Consider the following 23,002-nt stretch of genomic DNA (forward strand, 5'->3'; position numbering starts at 1 on the left):
TGTGGCCGAGTCGAACACGGTGGCCGAGCAGAACGCCTCCGCCTCGAGCGCGGGTTTCAAATCCGACGCCCAAGCGGCTACGTCGTCTGCGGATGCTGTCGCGGCCGAGCCGAGTACGGCGGTCGAGCAGTCCGCGGTGACGCCGGGTGCGGATGCGGAGTTCAGCGCTGAGGGTGGCGCGGGCCAGCAGGCCGCTGCTGTCGCTGGATCGGTCACGGTTGAGCCGGGGGCTGCGATCGCGTCGGGTGATGTTGTGGCCGAGTCGAACACGGTGGCCGAGCAGAACGCCGCCGCCGCGAGCGCGGGTTTCAAATCCGACGCCCAAGCGGCTACGTCGTCTGCGGATGCTGTCGCGGCCGAGCCGAGTACGGCGGTCGAGCAGTCCGCGGTGACGCCGGGTGCGGATGCGGAGTTCAGCGCTGAGGGTGGCGCGGGCCAGCAGGCTACTGCTGTCGCTGGATCGGTCACGGTTGAGCCGGGGGCCGCGGACTCGTCGGGTGATGTGGCGGGCGAGTCGATCTCAGAAGAGCCGGGCGTTGTTTCCGCTGCCGGGGTTGCGGCCGAGTCGAGCATCGCCGCCGAGCTAGGCGATACTGCGGTCGAGTCGACCATTTCGGGTGAGTCGAATGCTGCTGCGCTGGGTGCGGACAGCGCCTCCAGTACTGCTACTGCGTCCAGTTCGACAGCTGAGACCGTGGTCGAGCCGAGTACAACGGTCCACTCGAGTGGGGCGGCCGTGTCGGGATCGGTGGGTGAAGTCGTAGTCGAACCGAGTGCGGTCGTCGAGTCTGCTGTCGATGCGGACGTGACCCGCAATGCCTCGACAGGATCGGCGGGAGCTGTCGATCCGGACGCGTCTACCGAGACTGGGTCGGACAGTGCGGCTGCCGCAGTTGATACCGCGAGCTACGTGGCACGTCAGGCTGCTGTCACGTTAGGCGCGGCGGGTGATGCCGCTGCTGTTGAGCCGAGCATCGAAGCTGCGACGGTGGAGCCGGAATCGGGTGCCGGCGCGGTGCCCGGTACCGAGGCCAGGGGCGCGTCGGGCGTGGATGCCGCTGTGTCACAGCCGGAATCGGGTGTTGAGTCCGGTGGCGAGGTCGAGCCGGTTGCTCCTAGCGATGCGGCTGTCCGGGCTGCGGTGACGTTCGCCGCGGACAGTGACGCCGCTGCTATCGAGTTGGGCACTGCAGGTGCTGTGCAGCGGCCGGAGTCGGCTGCTGCCACGGTTTCGGGTACCGAAAGTGCTGTGCCGCAGCCGGAGTCGGGCACTGAAGCGGAGTCGGGTGCTGGTTCGGCGCAGGGTGCTGAAGCGGTGACGGTTTCGGGTATTGAAGGCGTTGTGTCGCAGCCGGAGCCGGGTGCTGAAGCGGGGTCGGGTGCTGGTTCGGCGGAGGGTGCTGAAGCGGTGACGGTTTCGGGTATTGAAGGCGTTGTGTCGCAGCCGGAGCCGGAGGTTGAACCGGTGGCTGATTCGGATGAGGCTGAGGGTGGGGCTGTCGGCGGCGCTGCAGGTGCTGATGGCGGCGGTGCGGGGGCTGATGGGCCGGGGGCTGCGGCGCGGCCGGAGTTCGGGTCATCGTTGCAGGGGTGAGTGCGGATCCGTTCGGTACGTCGGGGCTGCGGGCGGGGGTCCTTGCGGCTTGGCGTGATTCGCCGACTCGGTTGCGCGAGGATGCGGCGACCGAGGCGGATCTGGTGCGGGCGGGGTATCGGGATCGGCTGCTGACCGAGTTGGCGCAGAACGCGGCGGACGCGGCAGCCAAGGCCGGCGTCCCGGGACGGCTGGTGGTGCAGCTGGTCGACGACGTCGTGTCCATCTCGAATACTGGTGCGCCGCTGGATATCTCCGGCGTACACGCATTGACCGCACTGCGTGCCTCCGGCAAGGCTGATCCGGCCACCAGCGTCGGCCGCTTCGGCGTCGGCTTCACCGCGGTGCGCACGGTGAGCGATGAGATCGAGGTCCGATCGACCACCGGCTCCCTGCGCTTCTCCCGCGACCTCACCTGGGAAGCGCTGCGCGATAACGCGATAACCGTCCCCAGCCCGGCCGACACCTTCACCCCGCCCGTACTACGCCTGGCCTGGCCGATCGAAGCCGCCCCGCCCGCGGACGCGGACACCGAGATCGTGCTGCGCCTTCACCCCGACATCGATCCCGAATCCCTCCTCGCCGCCATGCGCGCCGAAGCCGCCGACCTCCTCCTGGAACTCCCCGCCCTCCGGCACATCCGAATCGGCGATGACGAGCTGACCAGCACGATCGCCGATCTACACAGCACCGATCCGCGCCAATCCGCGCACAGCGCCCTGGGCATTGTCGAGGCTGACACCCCTGTCGTGGATCTGAGCGGTGCCACCGGTGGCTCCACTGCCGCGGATTTGCGTGGTGACGATCCGCGGCAATCTGCGTCCGGCGGCCTGGGCACCGACGACGGCTCGGCTGTCACAGATCCGGGCGTTGTCGAGGCTGAGACCGCTGTAGATCTGAGCGGCACAGAGGGCGGCTCCACAGGCGCGAATTTGCGTAGTAGAGATCCGTATCCCCCTGCGAGTGGCGGCTTAGGGGCCGCCGAGGCCGGCTCGGCTGTCACGGATTCGGGCGTTGCCGTGGATGACACCGGAGACGATCCGCATCACCCTCGGCGGGGCGGCGGACGTTATATCGAGGGTGACAACAACGTCGCGGACTGGAGCGGCGGTATTCCGGTCCCGATCGGACAGCGCGACGTACGCGACGCCGAGTTCCGCGGCACCGGTGCGGATCTGAGCGGAAGCCATTCGGCAGCGGGCATCCGGGTAGTGCGTATCGACGGGCCCGGAGCGGAACGGCGGACGTGGTGGGAGTTCCGTACGGCCAGGGCGCGCTGGCTGCTGCCGCTGCGGGAGGGCAGGCCAGTGGCGGCTGCGCATGATGTGTTGCGCGCGCCGACTCGGTCCGATGAGGAGCTGTCGCTGCCGGCTGTGCTGATCGCCGATATCCCCATGCAGCCGGACCGCCGACGTGTGCTGCCCGGTGCCCGCTTTGCCGAATTGGCCCAGGGGTACGCCGATTTCGCTCGCGCACTCCCACCTCGCGACCGCCTCGTGTTGGTCCCCACTCCGGGTTTCGCCCGCAGTGAGGTCGACGGCCTGCTGCGCGAGGCCCTGGTCCGCGAACTGCAAACCCACCCCTGGCTCCCAGTCGTAACCGCCCGCCCGAACTCGGCGCGCGGGTACAAAGCGGCAACACACGACGCTATGGAGCTGCCCGACGGCGGGGTATTCCAGGACTCCGCCGTGGTCGGTCAGCTCGGCGCATCCGTGGACGTCGCAGTGGCGCAGGACATTACGGCACCTGGCGAGGGCGCGACCGCGGTGCCGACGCGGGCGAGCGTATTCACCGGTCTGAGCCGGGAATTGGCCGAGTTGCTCGATGATGTGGTCGGGCCGCTGGTGGTTCCCGAATTGTCCGGGCGTGCGCATATCGAGGCGTTGGGTGTGCTGGATGTGCACCGATTGGGATTGGCTCGGCTGGCGGAGCTTTCGGGTGGGCTGGAGCGGTCGCCGAACTGGTGGCAGGCGTTCTATGCGGCGTTGGAGCCGTTCGTGGTCGATCCGTTGGCGGCCGAGGAGTTGGGGGCGCTCGCGGTGCCGCTGGCGGACGGTCGGCTGGTAACCGGGCCGCGCACAGTGGTTTTGGATGATCGGCTCGAGGTTGCGATACCGGTGCATTGGGCGCGGTTGGCGCATCCGGAGGCGGTGCATCCGCTGCTCGCGCGGCTCGGCGCGCGTTCGGCCACTGCCGAGGATCTGTTGAGCGATCCCGGGCTGCGTGCCGAGTTGGCGGATCAGCCGGACGATCCGGATACCACCGACGCGGTACTGCGCCTCGCCGCGCACGCCGATCCGGCGGCGCTACCGTCCTGGCTCGGACTGCTCGAATTACCGGACAGCACTGGGGAATTGCTGCCCGCCGACGAATTGCTGCTCCCGGACGCGCCGCTGCGCGCTTTGCTGGTGGCGGATTCGCCGTTCGGCACCGTCGCGGCAGATCTGGTGGACCGCTACGGCGCGGATGCGCTGCGCGCCATCGGCGTCGGATGGGATTTCAGCATCGTCGTCGAGGCCGACCCCACCGGCCCCGACCATCACCTGGACGACGAGGAACGTTGGTGGTCGGGCCTGCCCGAGGATCCCCCAGAACTGGCCGCCGTCCGCGACCTGGACCTGGTCGCCGAGTCATCCTGGCCAGAAGCATTGCGGCAGTTGGTATCCGACCCGCGCACTCACCGGCTGCTCACCGATCCCGATGGCTACACGGCCTGGTGGTTGCGCAGGCACGCACGCATCGATGGCACCCCACTCGGCCTGCTCCGCCATCCCGCGGATACCGAATTCGCCGACCTGCTCCCCACATTCGAGCTCCCCGGCCTCCGACCGGATTCCGACGCTTTGCGCGCCGTGCTGGCGAACCCGAATGTCATTGCCCAGGAACTGGCCGCAGCCCTACTCGACGCACTCGCCGATCCCACGAAAACCCCTACGCCCGAGGTGGTTTCCCGAACACACGCTCGCCTGGCCGCCGCGGTAGCCGCGGATCACCTCGACCTGACCGAGTTGGACCTGCCCGACCGCGTACGCGCCCTGTCGTCGGAAGTCGTTGAACCCGATGACATCTGGGTGCTGGACCAACCTTGGTTCGGCCTCGCGGTACCTCCGGGCCGCCTGGTGGCAGGCGATATTCCCACCGCACCCGCCCTCGCGACTCTGCTCGACCTGCCTCTGGTCTCCGAGGCGATCACCGCCGAGGTGATCAGCGAAGGCCGCCGCACCACCTGGTCCGCCGAACCGCTGGGAATCGTACTGCGCCAACTCTTCTCGCTGCCCGACCAGGACGGCGATCTGGTACTCCACGACGCGCTCCAGATCCGCCTGCGCGGCGGCCTGGAAGCCACGGTCTCCGTCCCGTGGTGGCACGACGGCACCGCCACCCACATCCAAAACCCGAGCCACCCAGCCTGATACCACAGGCGCCGGATCGGGCCGAGAATGGGCGCTGACGCCAACTCGGCCCGGCCGAAGGTGCAACCTACACCGTGTAGTTCGCGATCATGTCGCTGAGCAGATCCAGTTGCCCGCGCACACTTTCGCTGTCGTTGTCGACCAGCCAGCGCAGCACCACACCGTCGATCACATTGAGGGTGAAGCGGCTCAGGGTCTGGACCGGTACGGACCAGCTGCAGTCCGTGGCATCGCGGGCGTGGTCGAGGATGTCGGCGACGGTGGTGTCGTTGAATGCGTACTGTTCGCGTGCGATGGCGAGTTTCGCCGGGGTCGATTCCCCTTCGCGTAGCGCATATGTGGTGGTTTCGTAGGTGAGCAGTTGTCGTTCCGGTGTGGCTTCAATGTTGAGCCACATCAGTTCGAGTGCAACGCGCACCAATTTTTGAAGCGCTTCTTTTCCACTTCCGACGTCTTGCCAAACTGTTTCATTGGCGTCGACAGAATCGCGTAATTCCATCGACAACGCCTTGACCAGCTCGGTCATCAGCGCATCCTTGTTTTCGAAACAGTAATGCACCACACCGAGCGAAACACCAGCTGCCTGAGCGACATCGCGCGTGGTCACGCCCGCGACGCCCTTTTTCTCGGCAAGGCCGATGGCTGCCTCGATAAGGTGGGCCCGTCGTTCTTCGACGCTCAATCGGGAGGACACCCCAGGGAGTTAAGTCTCCAACTCCGCCGCAGTCAATTCGCGGGGCCGAAAATCTCGACTGGACGAGCGTCCAGTTGTGTGGTTCGCTTCATCGTGGGATCGAAGGGAGACGCGTATGTCGGTGCCACGCAGAACGGTGCTGGCCCGAACCGCGGCGGGTTCGGCCGCACTCGCGACAGCGGCCGCGGCGGCCACGGTGCCAGTGCTCGGCGCACCGGCAACGGCGGCACCGGGATCCAGCGGCTACCTCATCGGCCTCGGTCTCTCCGACATCACCGGCCCGGCCGCCGAATGCGGCATGATGGGCTATTCGCAATTCGACCAGCAGACCGCGGGCATCCACCTGCGTCCGCGCGCCCGCGCCTTCATCATCGACAGTGGTGAGCGCCGAATCGTGTTCGCAGTGGCGGAGAACGGCATGATTTTCCAGTCCGTGCACCGCGGCGTCATGCTCGAACTCGCTCGCCGCTTCGGTGATCTGTACACCGAACAGAACGTCGCGCTGACCTCGACGCATTCGCACGCGACCTGCGGCGGCTCCAGCAATGACTACGCATACAACCTGTCCATCCTCGGTTTTCAGCAGCAGGTCTACGACGCCGAGGTGAACGGCATTGTCGAGGCGATCGCCGCCGCGCACGCTGATCTCGGATCGGGGACGCTATCGCTCGGGCGCAGTGAACTACACGATGCCAGCGTCAATCGATCGCGAGTTGCCTTCGAGCGCAATCCGGATGCGGATAAACAGCACTTCCCGAATGCGATCGATCCGGCGGTCACCGTGCTGTCCTTCGTCAAGGGCGGCAAACAGGTCGGCGCCATCACCTGGTTCGCCACGCACAACACCTCGATGACCAATCAGAACCGATTGATCAGTGCGGATAACAAGGGCTATGCCTCGTTCTCCTACGAGCACACCGACCATGGCGTCCGTTACCTCGACGGCCGAGCCGATTTCGTGGCCGCGTTCGCGCAGACCAATGCGGGGGATATGTCCCCGAATCTCAATCTGCGCCCCGGCTCGGGTCCGACCGACAACGAGTTCGACAACACCCGAATCATCGGCGAGCGGCAGTATCACGCCTCCAAAGACGCGTTGGCCACGGCACGGTCGATGAGCGGCGCGGTCGACTCGATGCTCTGTTATATCGACCTGGCCGATACCGCCGTCGACGGCAGGTTCACCCCGGACGGGCAGCCGCGACACACCGCGCCCGCCGCCGCGGGCGTCTCGCTCATCGCGGGCAGCGTCGAGGACGGTCCGGGGCTGCCGGGCGTCCCCATCCCGGAGGGTGTGCGCAATCCGTTCATCGACGCCCTCGGCGATCCGCGCCAACCCGCACCGTCCTGGCTCACCGATGCCCAGGCGCCCAAGGCGATCGTGGCCCCGCTCGGACTGCTGCCGCCGGTCCCGTGGGTGCCGAATGTGGTACCGATCCAGATCGTTCGCATCGGTGAGCTCTATTTGGCCGGCGGCGGTGGGGAATTCACCATCGTCGCGGGATTGCGCATCCGCCGCGCGGTCGCCGCCGCGCTCGGCGTTTCGGTGGAGCAGGTGCTCATGCAGGGTTACGCGAATGCCTACCACGAATACGTCACGACCCCTGAGGAATACGACTCCCAGCAGTACGAGGGCGGCTCAACCCTGTTCGGCCGCTACACATTGCCCGCCTATCTGCAGGAGTTCACCCGGCTGGCAACGGCTTTCGCCGCCCGTCAGCAGGTGCCGCGCGGACCGGCGCCTCGTGATATCTCCAACCTGCAGCCGAACTTCCAGCCCGCGCCCGGGCCGGATGCCACGCCGCCGGGCCGTGATTTCGGCGATGTCCTGACTCAGCCCGCCCCCGCTTACACGGCCGGCTCCCCGGCTGCGGCCGAATTCGTCTCCGCCCACCCGAAACACAGCCCCCGCCGTAACGGCACGTTCCTGGAAGTGCAGCGGCGCAACGCATCCGACGACTGGGTCCGCGTCGCCAACGAAGGCGAGTGGGCCGTGCGCTTCTACTGGAGCAAGCGCGGCACCGCCGAATCCGTGGCCCGCTTCACCTGGGACATCCCCGCCGACGCCACACCCGGCCGCTACCGCATGCAGCACTACGCGGACGCCTTGGGCGCTGACGGAGTCCTGCGCCCCTTCACCGGCACCACCAACGAATTCGACGTGAGCTGATACCGGCTACAGGCCGGTTTGGGCGCCCTTGTCGCCGCGGCGGGCGCCGCGGCGCTGGATAGCGAAGATCGTGTAGCCGAGCAGGCCCACCGCCATGCCCATCAGGCATACCGGGCGCGCCGATTCCCACCGGTCGCCGCTGGTCCACACCACGATCGTGGCGATCAGCCACAGGGTGCTGCCGACCGCGAGGACCGGCCGTGGATCGGTCAAGCGCGGCGGTATCCGCGGCACATTCTGGGTCACAGCTGCGCCTCGCTAGCGCTCGGCTCCGCTGCGCCCAAGGGTGCTGTGTCTATGGTTCCCTCGCTGCGCTCGGTCACAGTCACAAGCGTACCTGCGGGAACAGGCGGTCACTGGCCAGCGTGTCCCGTATCGTTCTGCTCTGTGACAACGCCATCGGATGTTCGAGCTCTCGCAGGTGAGCTGTCGCTCGCGGTGGTGCGCTTGACGCGACATCTGCGGGGACGGCGCGCCGAGGCGCAGATTTCGCTGACGCAGCTCTCCGCGCTCGCCACCCTGCATCGGGAAGGCTCGATGACGCCGGGCGCACTGGCCGCCAAGGAGCGGGTCCAGCCGCCGTCGATGACGCGAGTGATCGCCTCGCTCTCCGACCTGGAACTGGTGGAGCGCAAACCGCACCCGACCGACGGACGACAGATCATCGTCTCGCTCTCGGAGGCGGGCCGCGCGTTGATCGCCGACGAGACCAGCGCCCGCGAAGCCTGGATGACCGAACAGCTCTCCACGCTCACCGACGATCAGTTGGTCGTGCTGACCCGCGCAGTCGGCATCATGAAGCAGCTCGTCGCCGATTCGGAGTAGGCCGGGACTAGCGGTTTGTATACCCGCCGCGGGCGTACTGCGCGGCGAACGGCTGGTCGCTGTCGACGATCTCCCGGCCGAGCGGGAACAGCGACACCGGGATCAGCTTGAGGTTTGCCCAGCCGAAGGGAATCCCGATGATCGAGATGAACAGCGGGATGCTCGTGAGCAGGTGACCGAGCGCCAACCACCAACCGGCGACCAGGAACCAGATGATGTTGCCGATCATCGACCCCACACCCGCGGAAGGCTTTTCGACGGTGGTCCGCCCGAACGGCCACAGCACGTAGGCCGCGATCCGGAACGACGCGATACCCCACGGGATCGTGATGATCAGGACGCAGCAGATGATGCCCGCCAGGATGTAGCCGAGCGCCATCCAGAACCCCACGAACACGAGCCAGAGGATATTGAGCACCAGCTGAATCGGCTTCATGTGACCAGCATGCCAGCCGAGCCGTATCCAGGCATCACTCCCGGGGACGAATTCGGCTCCGGGTTGTCCCTGATCCGGCCGGTCTTGTCCGATCCGCGCCAGCTCGATCCGAGCTGGCCCGGCCGTGTCGGATCCGGCCGAGGCTTCGAGTGATCCGGCCCTGCCGAGACAGCAACGAGAGGGCCGCCCCGACAGCGTTCAGAAAAACCAGCCCAGCGCCGCATCCCGCTCCGCGCCGAACGCCTCGTCGAGTGCTCGCAACTGCGCGGTGTCCTTCGCCTGCAGCCGGTTGGCTCCCGCGAATACCCGCGCCGGGTATGCGCCGAGGTACATGCTGGCGAGCACGTCGATGCCGAGTTCGATGTCGGCCGTCCGGGTGGTCGGCGCGCATTCGGCGATGCCGTCACGTATCCGGAGCGCGAAGGTGCCGCCCGCGTTCCGGAACGGATCCTGCACTGCGAGTACGACATCCAGATCGCGCAGGTACGACCGACCGGTCAGCGCGGCGGGAATATCCATGAGCCGCAACCACAATGCGTCGTAGCGCGCTTTCGTGCGCACCAGCCGCAGATCGGTGAGCAGATAGGGCAGCGGATCGTTATCGGTGAGCACCGCCTCGACGTGGCTGCAGAGCTCCAGCCCGAATAATGCCCGCCACAGCGCGATATCCGCCTCCGCGGTCACCGCACGCATCTCCTCGATCACCGCGGCCTTGCCGTGCTCGCGTCGGTGATACCGGTACAGCACATAGCCGTCCGGGTGCAGGAAGGCGAAAAGCTCAGTGCCGCCGTCCCGGAACGCGGGCGAATCGGCGAGATCCATCTGCCATCGCGCCTCCGGCCGCACCTGCCCGCCCGGCACCAGGCGACGCCACCGGTCGTAGATTGCGCGCACCGGCTCGCCCGCGTCGGCCATGGTGCTGAGCACCACGCCGCCCGGATCCGGTGCGGACGGCAGGAATTCGGCGAGGCGCCGATCGATCGAGACCGCGTTCTCGCGAATCGTCGGCCCATATCCGAACCGCCCGTAGATCGCGCCCTGACTCGCGGTGAAGATGGTCAACGCCAGCCCGGCCGCTTCGGTGCGCCGATGCTGCCCGGTGTAGATCGCCCGCAGAATCCCGCGCCGCCGGTGCGTCGGCGCGACCATGACCCCCGCGACGCCGCATGCCTCGACCGTGCGCGCACCGGGCACCGTCAACGTCATCCGGGTGGACGTGGCATGCCCGACGACGCGCCCGCCCTCGACGGCGACGATCGCCTCCTCGGTAGGAAAGACCTGCGACCGTAGCTCCGTGTACGCCGGTTCGCTCACCACGCCGAACGAGGTACCGCCGAGCAATTGGATGGCCGCCACATCGTCGTCGGTAGCCGACCGAATGGTGATGCCGGGTATCAGCGTCATCCTTCGACCATCGCACGCACCACACCCGTCCGCACTCGAATTACCGCTACTTGTATGGCCGCGCCGTCAGGAGCCGCGATTCGATGAGCCGGTTCGCCAGGAGTTGGTATTTCCGCTCGGTCCCGGCCGATGGCTGATCGTCGAGGGTGACGGTTGGTTGTGGAACCACCACTGGATTGCGCGAAATCAGCGGGCCGCCCTGGACATCATTCGCGTCTCGGCATGGCGACATACCCGAAAGCGGCCGTTGGCGCGGCGTATCGATGACTATCTCGCATTCGGGGTGGATATCTATGCACCATGCTCGGGGTGGGTGCGAGCAGCCGCGGATGACACGCCGGAGAACTATCGCGATTTCTGCCGGGCAGGCGGAAACGAGATCGTTATCGATAATGGCACGGAATTGATCGTAATCGCCCATTTACGGCGAGGCAGCGTCGCGGTCGAGGCTGGACAGTACGTTGAGGTGGGGGCAGCGGATCGGTGCCATCGGCGATTCCGGTAACTCCACCGAACCGCACCTGCACATTCACGCGGAATGTGCGGGGGAACCACGACGCCTGGTTTTCCAGGGGATTCGTCGTCGCTTTCCGCGCGGCGCAGTTATTACTGTCCGAACTGGACACTTGAATCAGCCGGTCTAGCTGTGCGAAGGAAGAATTGGATACTGCGGGCAATTGCCGGTGCCTATGCAGTCGTCGCGCTGGTCGGGCCTCGAGCGCCCCGGCAACCGGCTGCTGGAGGCAATTGTCCGCACGGTCGTCCCGCGCGCCCACCCGGTGCTCGCTTCCCGTTCATGCTGCTGACGACGCGGCCGCAGCCGGAGATGTCGATACTGCGGGTCATTCTGGTCTCGGAGATCTCGGCGACGGGCGTCCGCTGATGATGGATCCGGTTGTGGCAGGGAGAGGTGCGCGCGGCAGGATGATGTGGTGGCCGAAGTGATCGACATCGACGACCCTGCCGATCCGCGGGTTGATGACTTTCGCGACTTGAAGTCCGCCGATCGGCGGCCGGATCTGCCGGGGCGCAAAGGGCTGGTGATCGCGGAGGGGGTCGTCGTCGTGCAGCGGATGCTCGGCTCGCGATTCCGGCCGAGCGCGCTGCTCGGGGTGGAGAAGCGGCGGGTGGAACTCGCGGACGATCTCATCGGCAGCGACGTACCGTACTTCCGGGCGAGCGCCGAGGTGATGGCGGAAGTGGTCGGATTCCATCTCAATCGTGGGGTGCTCGCGGTGGCGCGCAGGCCGGCGGAGTTGAGCGTGGATGAGGTCGTCGAACAGGCCAGGACGGTGGCGGTGCTGGAGGGTGTGAACGATCACGAGAACCTCGGTTCGATGTTCCGGAATGCGGCGGGGCTCGGCGCCGAGGCGATTCTGTTCGGGGACCGGTGCGCCGATCCGCTGTATCGCCGAGCGGTGCGGGTGTCGATGGGGCATGTGCTCCGGGTGCCGTTCGCGCAACTGCCGCAGTGGCCGGGTGGTCTGGAGGTATTGCGAAGCAAGGGATTCCAGATCATCTCGCTCACCCCGAACCCGGCCGCGCCGAATCTGGCGACGGCGATGACAGGGGAGCGGGTGGCATTGCTGCTCGGTGCGGAGGGGCCCGGTTTGACCGAGGAAGCCATGCGGGCCACCGACATTCGGGCGCGTATCCCGATGTCACCGGGTACCGATTCGCTCAATGTGGCGACTGCGGCCGCGATGGCGTTCTATGAACGGGTGAGGAAGTCATGAGGGGGACGGTGTGAACTACTTCCCGAATGGGGCGTACCGGCCCTACCAGCCCTACCAGGATCCGACCCCATGGGCCGCCGGGCTCACCGTCGCGACCATGGTGGCGCTGCTGACCGCCGTTGCGGTCTATGCCTTCGGCTCAGCACTCGCACAGGTCCACCCCCTCCTCGCGATCGTCGTCAACCTGGTCGCGGTAGGCGGCGCCGCCCCCACCGCCTGGCGCTGGCGATTCGTCCCCGTCACCCGCTGGGTCATCGGCGGCGGCGCGGCAGGAGTTCTGCTCGGCTGGCTGGTTCTCATCATCGGCGGTCTCGCCGCATAAGCCTCGACTCGATCCCATGCCGGGGAGATCGGAGTTGATCGTGTTGGGCCGATGCGGCCGGGCGCGTCGATGCTGGTCGGCGCCTGGCCTGCGGGATCTGGTGCAGGCGCGCTGACCGGGGGTGCGAGCTGACCGGGGGTGCGAGCTGCTGCGGGCGGGAGTTGGTGCGGGCGGGAGTTGGTGCGGGCGGGAGTTGGTGCGGGTGCGACCTGGCTGGCACGAGTGAGAGCCTGGTGCGGAGCTGTGGCGGCCTGAGCCGAGGTGGGGTCGAGCCGGTCCAGGTTGGAGTGTGGTGCGGGCTGGTGCGATTCGGGGTGGGCTTGTACTACGACACTCGGTCTTTGCCGCGGAGCCAGTTGATGAGGCCGCGCTTTGGTCTCGGGTCGCCGTTGGTCTGCAGTTCTTGGGGGATCAGGGTGGCGTGGTCGGGGGCTTGGCCCTTCGGGTAGAGGGTGAAGCCGCAGACCGCGATATCGCCTGGTACCAGTGCGCCTTCGGGGGCGGGGGCGCGGTAGTGGAAGCCGAGCCATTCGTTGTTGGCGGCGTCGGCGAAATCGGGCGGGTCGAAGGGGAGTGTCTGTGGGTCGGGGAGTTCACCCGCCTGCCACCGCACCGGATGATCACCTGCCCAGTATGTGCGTTCCCAGACCAGCGGGAGTCCTTCGTCTTCCAGGATGTTCACTCTGGTCGAGCTGAACGAGCGCCGGAATTCGCCGCGCTCCCAATGGGCGAATGCGCCCCACCCGTGGTTGGCGTCGAACGCGACCAGATAGGTGTGCTCCGAGGCGAGCGGGCGAACCAGCAACTCCGGTAGCGCCGTCGGGTGCGCCCGCGCGGCCTGCGTCGAGCAGACCACGGTGACACCGGGATAGCAGCCGATGTACACCTCGTCGGCATCCGGTCCCGCGCAACCGCCGAGCGTGCCGACCATGATGGGCATGACGTCCCGGTCTGCGTGCAGCTGTTTGGCCAGCGCGAGCGCGGCGTCCGGATCCGGATCGTGATTCGCGCAGAGTACCGCCAACGGATCCTGTGCGTCGACGTACCAGAGAGACGAAGCCTTGGACAGCATTTCCGGCACCTCCCGATGGTTGCACCAAACAGCTCCGCGAACTTCGGGCAACTCACGGTGTCCTCGAGCAACATCCCACTACCGTGAACTGCCCAATGTCGACGTACCGAGTCGACGACACTCCGAAAAATCTACTCGCACTGCCGCGCCAACGTCGGACCTTCCGCCTTCGAACACGCCAGCGGGCTCCAGAAATTCGCAGCAAACGCCAACGGACCAAGACCAGGTGGAACTGGTGGCGAGGGCTTCTCGGCCGATGCCGCCACCAGTTCCACTTGATCTTGATCGTCGCTGCTGAGTGGGCCCAGGTGTGCGCGTTTCGTGAGAATGCGGACGAATTGCCAGACTTGGCGGGCGTGTCGAGGCCTTAGGTCATCGAAGGGGGACCGCATCTCGATGACTGGACCGCATCAGACCCAGGATCCCGATCGCCCCATCAATTGGCCTGCATCCCGTCGGCCGCGACGACATCTCGAGCAGCTCGTCAACCGGCCTGCATCCCGAAAACGCCCGCGTCGGAACCTGACTCAGTTACCCGAGCTGCGCACCCCTAGTAGCACGTCCTCCCAGGACGGCATGGGCGCCTTACCCCGCTTCCGCGCTGCCTTCGCGGGCGCTGCCTTCTTCGGCGCTTCCTCCGTTGCGGCCGGCTTGGCCGTAGCAGCAGGCTTCGCCGGGGCAGCGGGCGCGGCCGGAACGGATGGCGCGGTACCGGCCGCCGGGGCGGCGGGTGCACCACCAGCGGCGGGTGCGGTACTCGTCGCCGCACTACCAGCGGTGGAACTGCCCGCCGCCGGAACGGCATTCGTGCTCGCGGCGGCCGGAATGGCGGCGGCTCCACCCGCGCTGACCGGCGCAGTAGTCCCAGCGGCCGCGACGGACCGCTGCTCGTAGTATTCGTCCAACGTCGGCTGGGTCCGGGCCGTTGTGCGCGCGGGCGGCGCCGCGGCCTCACGGGCCGGACGCGTTTCCGCGGGCCGCGTCTCTACCGGCGGTTCCGGCGCGACCGGCGCTTCGATCTCGGCGTGCGGCGGCAGGATGGTCGCGAGCCCACGTAGGGCACGGCCGAAGTCGGGATCGATCAGATCCGAGGCCGGATCGTCGAGGGGGGAAACCGAGCCGCCGTGCGCGTCGGGCTGGTAACGCCAATGCGCGGCGATCTCGGAACGGCCGTTCTGCCACTGCAATTGCGCGACCCAGAAGCCCTTTTCGTCCTTCCAGGCATCCCACTCGGCGTGCTCGAGGGTGTGCCCGCGCTCGGTGAACGCGGCGGTGACGATATCGATCAGGGTTTCCACGGCGGGACCATCAGCGCGGACCGGATGCGCCTTCTGCGCGAGTTCCGCGGCCCGAGCCCGTTCCAGCAGTACCGGATAGGCGAAGCGTTCGACCCGGCTGGACGGCATGCCGGATTCCTCGGTCACCTGTTCTACGGAGGCCCCGGCACGGATACGAGCTTGAATATCGCGGGGACGCATAGTTGCTTCCATCTCGATCTCAATCTGGCCGAATCGGGCAAGGTCTCCGCGTGCTGCGGCTCGAAGCTTGTCGTCGGCGGGCAGCCGGTACTTGTTGCCGGTCTCGGTGTCGATGCACACGATGTGCGTGGAGTCGGGCGTCACCCCGATCACTCGAAGTTCACGCACCGTTACCTCCTTATCGCGTCGGCTCACGACACCGCCCACTGTTCCGAAACAGTAGTGCACAGTTGATGATCTCGAGGCAAGACACGCGGGCGGAAAATCTGCCTGCGAGCCGCAACACCCGCTAGTCTGCTCTGTTCGACTCACCACGCTACCTGAAGCGGTGTGTCGAATGCGGTGTGTCGCTTGGCTTCCCCTGTGCACTACTGCCTGCGGCGCTTACCCCAGTTTGCCGACGACCCAGTCGATGCTACGCGTCAGCTGCGCGACATCCTCGGGGTCGATCGCCGGGAACATGCCGACGCGCAGCTGGTTGCGGCCCAGCTTGCGGTAGGGCTCGGTGTCCACGATGCCGTTGGCGCGCAGCACCTTCGCCACCGCGGCCGCGTCGACCGAGTCGGCGAAGTCGATGGTGCCGACGACCTGCGAGCGGTGCGCCGGATCCGTGACGTACGGGGTGGCGAACTCGCTCGACTCGGCCCAGGAGTACAGCCGCGACGAGGAGTCCAGCGTCCGCTTGACCGCCCAGTCCAGGCCGCCGTTGGCGTTGAGCCATTCGATCTGGTCGGCGAACAGCAGCAGGGTGCCGAGCGCGGGGGTGTTGTAGGTCTGGTCCTTGGTGCTGTTGTCGATGGCGATCGGCAGCGAAAGGAAGTCGGGCGTCCAGCGGCCCGAGGCCTTGATCTCCTCGACCCGGGCCAGCGCCGCCGGGCTCATCAGCGCGACCCACAGGCCGCCGTCGGCGGCGAAGCATTTCTGCGGCGCGAAGTAGTAGACGTCGGCGTCGGTGATGTTCACCGGCAGACCGCCCGCACCGGAGGTGGCGTCGATGGCGATGAGCGCGTTGTCCGAACCGGCGGGACGCTGCACCGGGATCGATACACCGGTCGAGGTTTCGTTGTGTGCCCAGCCGATGAGGTCGACCGAGGGATCCGACACCGGCTCGGGCGCACTGCCCGGCTCCGCGGAGACCACGATCGGATCGCCGATGAACGGGTTGCCCTTGGCGACCGCGGCGAACTTCGAACTGAACTCACCGTTGGTCAGGTGCAGCGAGCGCTCGCGGATCAGACCGAAGGCGGCGGCATCCCAGAACGCCGTGGTGCCACCGTTACCCAATACGACCTCATAGCCGTCGGGCAGCGCGAAGAGCTCACGCAGGCCTTTGCGCACGCGCGCGACCACATCTTTGACCGGCTTCTGCCGGTGACTTGTTCCGAACACCGAGGCGCCAACGGTCACCAGAGCCTGCAACTGCTCCGGGCGCACCTTGGAGGGGCCACAGCCGAACCGTCCGTCGGCGGGCTTGAGATCGTCGGGAATCGTCGGGAACTCAGCGGTCATGGCCAACAGGGTAGACGGTGGTATTGCTGTGTCTCTGACCACACTCCGGCTAACGTTGACACCCATGAACCTGGCGTCGGCTAATACGGGGTGGCGACTGCGCAGTCGGCGGGCACGGAACTTCGGACTGCGCGCCGGGGTGCTCTCGGCCGCGCAGCGGCGCGAGTTGCTCATGCACGGCGTCGCGGGGTCGGCGACGATCCTCGGCGTGCGACCACAGCGCAACGAACCCGGGCACGTTTTCTGGGTTCGAGTGCAGTTAGAAGGCGCATTGCCGTACGAAACCCGGGTTCGGCAGCGGATGCGCCAGGACGACCTGGAGTGGATGCGGCCGGGGGATGTGATCTGCTGCCGGGTCGATCCGGGCGACCTGGACCGGTTGGTGCTCTACGTCCCCGATATCGAGGAGACGGGCCGGGCGAGCATCTCCAAGATCCTCTCCGACGGTCGCCGCGCGGACGCCACCGTACTGGCCGCCGCACCGGTCGCGGCCGATTACGGCGGTCGCGACGACCCGGTGCTGCGCCTCGACCTGGAACTGCGCGCCTGGGACGAGCCGAAACCGTGGCGGGTCCGGCTGATCCAGCCGGTCCCACTGGCCGCGATCGGTCTGGTCGATCTGGGCCAACACCTCGAAGTCGCCTTCTTCACCGTCGACCGCGGCGAATCCGTCGCCGTCGACTGGCTCTCCTCCATCGGCGAGGACTAGGCGGAATCGGCACTGGTCGAAATGGCGGCTCAGCGATCCTGCGGAGTCGCCATTCGATTCGGCTCGGTCAGCTCTTCGCCTTCACCCGGGCCAGCGCGTGACCCGTCAGGGCGATGAGGGCGGTTTTGGCGGACTCGCGGTTCCTGGCGTCGATCATCATCACCGGGACGTCGGCGGAGAGCGAGAGCGCGTCGCGGATGGCTTCCTCGGGGAACTTGGGCGCACCGTCGAATTCGTTCACCGCGACCAGGAACGGCAGGCCGAGTTCCTCGAAATAGTCGACTGCGGCGAAGCTCTCGTCCACCCGGCGGGTGTCGACCAGCAGGATCGCGCCGATCGCGCCGAGGCTCAGGTCGTCCCACATGAACCAGAAGCGGTGCTGGCCCGGGGTGCCGAAGAGGTAGAGCACCAGATCATCGGACAGGGTGATTCGGCCGAAATCCATGGCCACCGTGGTGGTCTGCTTATCCGGCACCTTGGAGGTGTCGTCGACCTCGGAGCTCAGATCGGTCATCAGTGCCTCGGTGCGCAGCGGCACGATATCCGATACCGCGGCGACCAGGGTGGTCTTGCCGACGCCGAACTCTCCGGCTATCACGATCTTCGCCGAGATAGCGCGGGCGGCGGGTGGTGCTTGCTCAGGTGCGGTCATCGAACATCCTCGGCTGCAAAGGGTTTCAACTTACCAGTGGCTCTTCCGTCACGTACCCCCCGTGCATAGCTGTTCAATCCTGCGCGGATCGATTCCGGGTCGCGGCCCGCGCGCGCCGCCGATTCCGTTGCCTCCGTCCCTGATTCGGCCCCACCCGGTACTAGTTGATTCCCTGGGTCTCGCTTCGGCAGCCCGGAGGTTGTCCGTGCCGTGATCGATGCGTCCGCCACCCGCTGCGCTCTCGACCATCCTTCATCCGCCGCCGAATTCCAATTCGTCACGACCGGCAATTCCCCGGTAGTCGGATCCGCCAACCACGCCGACATCATCCCCGCGAAAATCGGCGTCGGCTCACCCGCCCGTGTCGTCGACCCCGCCTCCCCATTCGATGTGGGTTGAACAGCATCCGCCCCTTGCCCATTCGCCCCGGACGGCGCTGATTGCGTACCCGGCGTCGCCACTTGGAAGAACGACGTCGCCTTGGCTGCCCGCTCTTGCGGCCCAGTCGGCGGCCCCGCGTCGGTCACGCCCGCCGACGCCGATGCCGCGGCGGAATCCGAGCCGGCTGTCGCTGATTCCCCTGCAGCCGGTCCGGTTGGAGCTGATGCAGCGGGGCCGGACGCCGACGCTGTTGTTCCCGGAGCCGGGGCAGCCGAGGTTGGTGCGCCTGCGGCTGCTGTGCCCTGGGCCGTTGCGTCTGTAGCCGAGGCGCTCGATGCCGTTGTGCCCGTGGCTGAGGTGCCAGCAGTTGGTTCGGTTGGAGCTGATGCGGCGGGGTTGGACGCCGACGCTGCTGTGCCTGGAGCCGAGGCTGACGCGGCCGTGGCTGGGGTGGTCGACGTCGGTTTCCCCGTGGCAGAGGTGTCAGTAGCCGGTGCGCCTGAAGTCGATATGCCCCGAGGTGATGTGGTCGGAGCCGGTGCGCCCGCACCTGATTCGCCCCGAGGTGATGTGGTCGGCGAAGTGCCCGGAGCTGCTGTTCCCGTAGCTGAGGCTGCCCTGGCTGAGGCAACGGGAGCTGATGTGCCCGTGGCCGAGGTGCTCGACGCGGGTGTGCCCGCGGCTGGTGTGCCTGACGCCGATGTGTCCCTTGATGATGCGGTCGCAGCCGGTGTGCCCGTGGCGGATGCGCCTGTGGCTGGAGCCGATGCACTCGGAACCGATGTGCCAGCAGCCGACGCGGCCGTGGCCGATGTGCCCGGACCCGATGTGCCCGGAACCGATGCGCCCGGAACCGATGCGCCTGAGTCCGAGGTGGCTGAAGCTGATGCGGCTGGAGCCGCTGTGCCTGTGGCTGATTCGGCCGAAGTCGACATAGCTGGAGCCGACGTGGCTGTGGCAGATGCGGCTGGAGCTGACGTACCTGGAGCCGACGTACTCGGAGCCGATGCGCCCGGAACCGAGGTGGCTGGAGCTGATGCGTCTGAGGCTGATGTGGCTGGGGCGGCTGTGCCTGGGGCGGATTCGGCCGAAGTCGACGCGCCTGTAGTCGTTGTGCCCGGAGCTGCTGTCCCTGGATCCGCTGTGCCCGTAGCCGCTGTGCCCGCAGCTGACGGGGCTGGGGTCGATGTGTCGGCGGGTGTGTCCCAAAGCGATGCGGCCGATGACGTTGTGCCCGATGTGGCAGCGGCGGCAGCGCCACCTCCCTTGCGACGCCCCTTGCGGTTGACGCCCGGAACTCGTTTCGGCAGGCCATAACTGGTGATCACCGGCGGTGCGCCGGCCACTGCGGCCGCGACTTCCGCTGGTGTGGATGGGGGTGCGCCGATCCGACGGGCCGCGGGTGCGGGCTTGGCGGGGGGCGTGATGGCCTTGGGAGCAGGCGCGACCGACTGTGCTGTCCTGGCGGAACCGAGTACGTCGCGGTGTACCGGAATCACCGGCTTCAGGGTTGCCGGATCGTCCGGATCCTGTGACGGCACCTCGATCAGCGCGGGCGGAATGTGCAGGCTCGCGGTGATTCCCGGACTGAGCGCCCGGTCGTGCGTGCGCCGCAGTCGAACCGTGATGCCGTGCCGTTCGGCGAGTTTGCCGACCACGAACAGGCCCATCTGCCGGGTCGTCGCGACGGTGGCCGCGGTCGGTTTCGCCAACCGCTCGTTGATCTCGTTCAGTTCGGTCGCCACGATGCCGATGCCCTCGTCGATGACCTCGATCAGCAGGCCGCCCTCGGAGGTCCGGCTATAGGCGAAGGTCACATCGCTTTTGGGCGGCGAGGCCCGCAGCGCGTTCTCCAGCATCTCCGCGATCAGATGCACCACATCGGTGGCCGCGATGCCCGCGACCCAACCATCAGGTGTCTTACCGGATTTGACCCGCGGATAGTCCTCGACCTCGGAGACCGCGGCGCGCAGAATATCGCGCACCTCGACCGGCCCGGACCGATCGTGGCGCGAGCGCGTCCCGGCCAGCACCAGCAGGTTTGCGCTATTGCGCCGCATGCGCGCGGCCAGATGGTCGAGCCGGAACAGGTGGCCGAGCCGCTCAGGATCCTTCTCCTCGAACTCGAGCGACTCGATCATGCTGAGTTGGCGATCCACCAGCGTCTGATTGCGCCGGGCCATGGTCTCGAACATGTCGTTGACCTGATCGCGCAGCAATTGTTGCTGCGCGGCGAGTTTGAGCGCCTGTGCGTGCAGACCGTCGACGGTACGGGCGATTTCGCCGATCTCCTCACCGGTGTGCACCGGCACCGGACGCACCGCGATCTGCTCGAGCTGGGTGCCGTGCATGATCCGCTCGACCTCGTTCGGCAGTTCCTTCTCGGCGAGTTCGTGCGCACCCGCGCGCAGCCTGCGCAGCGGCCGCAGCAGCGAGCGGGCGACCAGGAGCGCGAGGCCGAGCGCCGCGATCAGGGTTCCGAGCACCACCAGCGAGGCTTGGACGGCCGCGGATCGGGTGGCGGCAGCCTGGTCGTCGACCTCGGTCATGACGTTCTGCACGATCTCGTTGGTGAGTTGGGTGAAGACGTCGCGTGAATCGATGGCCAGGCGCCGCGCCTCGACCAGATTCAGGGTTTGGGTGCGGATGGACTCCTCGGTCAGGTCCTTGAGCACGAGGGTGTTGCCGCGCACCCGATCGAGTTCGGGCTTGGCCGCGGGCATGGCCCGCTCGGCCGCATCGATCGTGCTCACCAGGCGACCCTGCGCGGTGTGAAACTCCTCGACCTGGGTCGGCTGCTGGATCGCCGACATTGCCGCCAACAGCCAGTTGAAGCCCTCGACCTTGCCGACCAGCACATCGGAGAGCTGGGCTTTCGCGGCCACGATCGAGCTGATGTGGATCGGCGTGAGCAGCTTGTCCACGGTGCCGATGGCATCGGCGACGATCGCGTTGTTCAGTTCGGCGGCCTTGAACGGATCGCTGCCACGCTTGCCGCCGGACCGAATGACCTCGCTGGTCGCGGTCATCTGCTTCATCGCCCTTGCGACAGACGCATCGATGCCCTTGCGTCCGGCGCGCACGGTGGCTTCGGTAATAGCCGTTGACAATTCGACCAGGTCCTGGTCGGTGGTGGTGCCGTAGACCTGCCCGCCCGCGACTGTCGAGGCCGCCGATTCGAGCGCGGTGATGGCCGGGATATCGGCGATCCGAGCTGCCGCCCCGTCGTATTCCGAGTAGTCGCGGAACACGACCATCAGGCGCAGGCTACCGAGCAGCATGGCCGCGGCCAGCGGAAGGGCAACGGCGGCGCCGACTTTCCAGCGGACTCGCCATTGCTCGAGATTCCGCCACCGAGTGTGCGCGAAGATTCCCTGCGCCACCCTCATTACCGCCTTCCGCTCGGACCGGCCGGATCCGGACACCTCGCGTGCGGCGAAATGCCCGGTGAACAGCCATGATCCGTCTCACCGATGTGCTGTGCCCGAAGAACTCGAGCATATGGTTTTTCGAGCGACCATACTGGCTCGCCGCCATAGGGTACGTGCAATTGACGCGATCCCGGGAGCCGCCGGGTTCATTCGGGCCGAGACGACGGAAAAGGCTCCGGCTCTACAGGTGTACGAAGGTGAACCCCGCCGACCGCAGCGCGGGTAGCGCCGCCGTCATGCCGGCGGCAGTCCCGGAGTTCGGCCGGTGCATATGCGCCAGCGAGATCGTACCGGGCGCGGCGGCATTCATCGCACGCTGGACCTGCGCCGCACTCGCGGTGGCGCCGTAGTCGGCGTTGATGCTGAAACCGACCGGCCGCTCACCCAACTCGTTGACGATCGCGACCGCCACATCGTCATAGTGCGCGGTGCCGGTGCGGAAGAACCGCGGCGGCTTGCCGAGCAGTGTGGTGAGCCGTTGGTGGTTGGCCCAGACTTCGTCGACCGCCTCCTGCGGGGAGCCGGTACCCGCGATGCCGTAGGCGGCCCGGCCGGTCACCGACAGCGGCTTATGCGCCACACCGTGATTGGCCAGCTCGAACAGTGGGTTCGCGGCCAACTGCGCGGCGCGCGTCGGATTCGCATCGATCCAGCGTTTGTTGAGGAACAGGGTGGCCGGAATCTGCTGGGAGATCAGCAGCTTCAGCAGCATCTCATCGATATCGTTGTTGCCGGGACCGCCGCAGGCGTCGAAGGTCACCGCCATCTGCTTGCCGTTCGCCGCGAAAGTGCTGGTGATGCCGTCCATCGCGGTGCCCCACCGCTGCGGCCGCGCACCCGCGTGCCGGGCGGCCACCGCGATGGGGGAGTTGGCCGCCGGCGCCTGCTGCTGCCGCGGGGTCGCCGGAATGGCCTGCACGTCAACGGCATTCGCGGCCGTGGTCCTATTCGGTTGCACCTTATCGGTAGCGCATCCAGCGACGAAAGCCGCAGCCGCGGTACCGAACCCGATCAGCCGTCGCCGCGACACGTTTCTATCCAGCATTCCCCGTAAGGTCCTCTCCCAAGCGCCAGTGACATCTTGCCGTGCTTGCGGCACGGCGTGTTCGCGGCCCCCGATGTCTCGCTGACCCTTTCGAGCGACCTGCAAGCAGTCGCCAGCGGCCGAGCCGCCGA

General features: G+C 67.2%; 16 protein-coding genes. 6 read left to right on the top strand and 10 right to left on the bottom strand.

The window, feature by feature from the left end; genetic code table 11:
• Positions 1-1,590: 1,590 nt before the first annotated feature.
• A complete protein-coding gene (locus OG874_RS39060; protein ID WP_330252055.1) occupies positions 1,591-5,007 on the top strand; it encodes a sacsin N-terminal ATP-binding-like domain-containing protein in 3,417 nt (1,138 codons plus the stop codon).
• Between the two features lie 67 nt (positions 5,008-5,074).
• On the opposite strand, the gene OG874_RS39065 is transcribed toward OG874_RS39060, so the two are convergent.
• Positions 5,075-5,689 carry a TetR/AcrR family transcriptional regulator gene (locus tag OG874_RS39065; RefSeq protein WP_330252056.1) on the bottom strand — a complete coding sequence of 205 codons (615 nt, stop codon included), beginning with the start codon at positions 5,687-5,689 and terminating at the stop codon, positions 5,075-5,077.
• A 127-nt stretch (positions 5,690-5,816) separates the two neighbouring features.
• Here OG874_RS39065 and OG874_RS39070 point away from each other — a divergent pair, with 127 nt between their 5' ends.
• Positions 5,817-7,871 carry a neutral/alkaline ceramidase gene (locus tag OG874_RS39070; protein ID WP_330252057.1) on the top strand — a complete coding sequence of 685 codons (2,055 nt, stop codon included), beginning with the start codon at positions 5,817-5,819 and terminating at the stop codon, positions 7,869-7,871.
• Between the two features lie 6 nt (positions 7,872-7,877).
• Here the strand turns inward: OG874_RS39070 and OG874_RS39075 are convergent, their stop codons facing one another.
• Complete coding sequence (locus tag OG874_RS39075) at positions 7,878-8,117, bottom strand: DUF2530 domain-containing protein (RefSeq protein WP_330252058.1); 240 nt, start codon at positions 8,115-8,117, stop codon at positions 7,878-7,880.
• Positions 8,118-8,258: 141 nt separating this feature from the next.
• On the opposite strand from OG874_RS39075, the gene OG874_RS39080 reads away from it, so the two are divergent.
• On the top strand, positions 8,259-8,696 hold the full coding sequence (locus tag OG874_RS39080) for a MarR family winged helix-turn-helix transcriptional regulator (protein ID WP_330252059.1): 438 nt from the start codon (positions 8,259-8,261) through the stop codon (positions 8,694-8,696).
• 7 nt (positions 8,697-8,703) lie between these two features.
• Here OG874_RS39080 and OG874_RS39085 read toward each other — a convergent pair whose 3' ends face one another.
• Both OG874_RS39085 and OG874_RS39090 read right to left on the bottom strand, forming a co-directional pair.
• Entirely contained in the window at positions 8,704-9,132 is a 429-nt protein-coding gene (locus tag OG874_RS39085) for a YccF domain-containing protein (protein WP_330252060.1), read from the bottom strand.
• A gap of 198 nt (positions 9,133-9,330) precedes the next feature.
• A complete protein-coding gene (locus OG874_RS39090) occupies positions 9,331-10,536 on the bottom strand; it encodes a GNAT family N-acetyltransferase (RefSeq protein ID WP_330252061.1) in 1,206 nt (401 codons plus the stop codon).
• 932 nt (positions 10,537-11,468) lie between these two features.
• Here OG874_RS39090 and OG874_RS39095 point away from each other — a divergent pair.
• Together OG874_RS39095 and OG874_RS39100 are read left to right on the top strand one after the other, a co-directional pair.
• On the top strand, positions 11,469-12,272 hold the full coding sequence (locus OG874_RS39095) for a TrmH family RNA methyltransferase (protein WP_330252062.1): 804 nt from the start codon (positions 11,469-11,471) through the stop codon (positions 12,270-12,272).
• 10 nt (positions 12,273-12,282) lie between these two features.
• Positions 12,283-12,594, top strand: coding sequence for a DUF2537 domain-containing protein (locus OG874_RS39100; RefSeq protein WP_330252063.1), 312 nt, complete (start codon positions 12,283-12,285; stop codon positions 12,592-12,594).
• Positions 12,595-12,919: 325 nt separating this feature from the next.
• Here the strand turns inward: OG874_RS39100 and OG874_RS39105 are convergent, their stop codons facing one another.
• The 3 genes from OG874_RS39105 to serC form a co-directional block, all read right to left on the bottom strand.
• Positions 12,920-13,666, bottom strand: a complete 747-nt coding sequence (locus OG874_RS39105; protein WP_330252064.1) for a DUF6928 family protein — start codon at positions 13,664-13,666, stop codon at positions 12,920-12,922.
• 527 nt (positions 13,667-14,193) lie between these two features.
• Entirely contained in the window at positions 14,194-15,312 is a 1,119-nt protein-coding gene (gene sepH, locus OG874_RS39110) for a septation protein SepH (protein ID WP_330252065.1), read from the bottom strand.
• 216 nt (positions 15,313-15,528) lie between these two features.
• Positions 15,529-16,653, bottom strand: a complete 1,125-nt coding sequence (gene serC / locus OG874_RS39115) for a phosphoserine transaminase (RefSeq protein ID WP_330252066.1) — start codon at positions 16,651-16,653, stop codon at positions 15,529-15,531.
• A gap of 64 nt (positions 16,654-16,717) precedes the next feature.
• On the opposite strand from serC, the gene OG874_RS39120 reads away from it, so the two are divergent.
• The gene (locus tag OG874_RS39120; protein WP_330252067.1) at positions 16,718-17,362 is read left to right on the top strand and encodes a hypothetical protein; all 645 of its coding nucleotides are present in this window, start codon (positions 16,718-16,720) and stop codon (positions 17,360-17,362) included.
• A gap of 67 nt (positions 17,363-17,429) precedes the next feature.
• Here the strand turns inward: OG874_RS39120 and OG874_RS39125 are convergent, their stop codons facing one another.
• From OG874_RS39125 to OG874_RS39135, 3 genes are all read right to left on the bottom strand, one after another.
• Entirely contained in the window at positions 17,430-18,014 is a 585-nt protein-coding gene (locus tag OG874_RS39125; RefSeq protein WP_330252068.1) for a GTP-binding protein, read from the bottom strand.
• A complete protein-coding gene (locus tag OG874_RS39130; RefSeq protein ID WP_330252069.1) occupies positions 18,011-21,784 on the bottom strand; it encodes an ATP-binding protein in 3,774 nt (1,257 codons plus the stop codon). The genes OG874_RS39125 and OG874_RS39130 overlap by 4 nt, the downstream gene beginning before the upstream one ends.
• A 223-nt stretch (positions 21,785-22,007) precedes the next feature.
• Positions 22,008-22,871, bottom strand: a complete 864-nt coding sequence (locus tag OG874_RS39135; RefSeq protein ID WP_330252070.1) for a polysaccharide deacetylase family protein — start codon at positions 22,869-22,871, stop codon at positions 22,008-22,010.
• Positions 22,872-23,002: the final 131 nt, after the last annotated feature.

Origin of the sequence: Nocardia sp. NBC_00565, from assembly GCF_036345915.1 — a bacterium.
In the GTDB taxonomy this organism is placed as follows: domain Bacteria; phylum Actinomycetota; class Actinomycetes; order Mycobacteriales; family Mycobacteriaceae; genus Nocardia.

What these genes read in the sequence shown, in the direction of transcription:
- OG874_RS39070 (WP_330252057.1), top strand. Translation starts at nt 5,817, where the DNA reads ATGTCGGTGCCACGCAGAACGGTGCTGGCCCGAACCGCGGCGGGTTCG.
- OG874_RS39085 (WP_330252060.1), bottom strand. Translation starts at nt 9,132, where the DNA reads ATGAAGCCGATTCAGCTGGTGCTCAATATCCTCTGGCTCGTGTTCGTG.
- OG874_RS39090 (WP_330252061.1), bottom strand. Translation starts at nt 10,536, where the DNA reads ATGACGCTGATACCCGGCATCACCATTCGGTCGGCTACCGACGACGAT.
- OG874_RS39105 (WP_330252064.1), bottom strand. Translation starts at nt 13,666, where the DNA reads ATGCTGTCCAAGGCTTCGTCTCTCTGGTACGTCGACGCACAGGATCCG.
- serC (WP_330252066.1), bottom strand. Translation starts at nt 16,653, where the DNA reads ATGACCGCTGAGTTCCCGACGATTCCCGACGATCTCAAGCCCGCCGAC.
- OG874_RS39120 (WP_330252067.1), top strand. Translation starts at nt 16,718, where the DNA reads ATGAACCTGGCGTCGGCTAATACGGGGTGGCGACTGCGCAGTCGGCGG.
- OG874_RS39125 (WP_330252068.1), bottom strand. Translation starts at nt 18,014, where the DNA reads ATGACCGCACCTGAGCAAGCACCACCCGCCGCCCGCGCTATCTCGGCG.
- OG874_RS39130 (WP_330252069.1), bottom strand. Translation starts at nt 21,784, where the DNA reads ATGAGGGTGGCGCAGGGAATCTTCGCGCACACTCGGTGGCGGAATCTC.
- OG874_RS39135 (WP_330252070.1), bottom strand. Translation starts at nt 22,871, where the DNA reads ATGCTGGATAGAAACGTGTCGCGGCGACGGCTGATCGGGTTCGGTACC.